The sequence below is a fragment of the Ideonella sp. P3_A4 genome (genome assembly GCF_056403075.1).
Genome location: NZ_JBFUGE010001038.1, coordinates 1 through 1,423, shown reverse-complemented (window position 1 = coordinate 1,423; position 1,423 = coordinate 1). Strand labels below are relative to the sequence as shown.

Below are 1,423 nucleotides of genomic sequence, written 5' to 3'. Positions count from 1 at the left end.
CTCTTGGCAGGTGCGTGGAAGCCTTCTGCGGAAGCTGATTCAGAGGTTCTCAAATTGCTAGGTGGGAGAGCCACCTATGAGGAGGTTGAAGCCCCACTGCGCGGTCTGACTAGACTGAAGGACCCTCCTATAGACCGTGTCGACGACGTGTGGGCGATGAGGTCTTCCGTAGATGCATTCGTGCATCTGGGCCATCTCCTTGGTGGAGAGCACTTGGCACGGTTTGCTGAACAAGCAAAGGCTGTTTTTTCCCAGGTGATTGAGACCCCAAAGGCAGAAGACGCATTTCGGCTTTCTGCGCCTCAACCTGGGGTGCACAGTCGGTGGCTTCGCGAAGGACTGATGACCACATTGCTTCATATGTCCGCGCTTCATGACAAGGCGGGCTTTGTCGTCACCGGGTCATCGCCTCGGCAATTTGTCGACGAAATTGTTCGGGGGCTACCAAGTCTGTCTGCTGACCACCGCTTGCTCGAAAGTCTGCGAGACCATCTTCCGTTGCTCGCGGAGGCCGCTCCTATCCCTTTCCTTGAAGCCCTCGAGCGTCTGCTTGAGGGCGACGCCGAGAAAATTAAGCCCATCTTCTCCGAGCGCGATGACTTCTTTGCACCCGCAAGTGGCCATCCAGCGGTTCTTTGGGCTCTGGAACTACTAGCTTGGGACGAAAGCCTTCTCCTTCGCGCAGCAATGTGCCTTGCTAAGCTCGCGGCGATTGACCCGGGAGGCAAGCTAGCTAATCGTCCAATCAACAGTCTGCGTGATGTGCTGCTGTCATGGTCGCCGCACACAAATGCACCTTACAAGCACCGTATCGGGGTTCTAGCTCACGTAGTAAAAGCGGTGCCATCAATCGCTTGGCCGCTCTTAGTGCTGCTCTTGCCGCAGTCTCATGACAGCGTAAGCCCGACGCAGAAGCCAAGGTTTGCTGAGGCCTCGCCGGGAGGCCAGGAGACGCTCACCTTCGGCATCGTCTGGGCGACACAAGCGGCAATCGTTGAATTGGCAGTCGAGCACGCGCAACGATTGCCGGAGCGCTGGCAGACCTTGATAGGTGGTCTTGGACAGTTGCAGCCCGATAGCTTTGAGCGCGTCATGAAAGCCTTGGAAGCATGTCTCGAGAACCAGGGCATCGAGGACCGTATGGCGACCTGGGATGCATTGCGAAAAGAGGTAAATCGGCACCACGCCTTTAGCCATGTTGACTGGGCCATTGGGGGCGAACGGCTTGGCCGCATGGATGCTCTAGTTGCGAGATTCCAACCGAACGACCCGCTTCTGGTCACCACGTGGCTGTTTGATGACTGGATGCCGGACGTAGAGGGAAGCCGTGATGATGGTGACCCAATGGCGGCAATTCGCGACGCGCGGGTCAAGGCATTAAAGGAGGTGCTTGCAGCTCAGGGTGTCCAAGGACTGGTTACGC

At 57.2% G+C, this 1,423-nt stretch carries 1 pseudogene; it reads left to right on the top strand.

From position 1 onward, the window contains the following. Nucleotides 1–342: 342 nt before the first annotated feature. Nucleotides 343–1,423 (top strand): annotated as a pseudogene (locus AC1DYI_RS35615) (hypothetical protein); the annotation flags it as partial.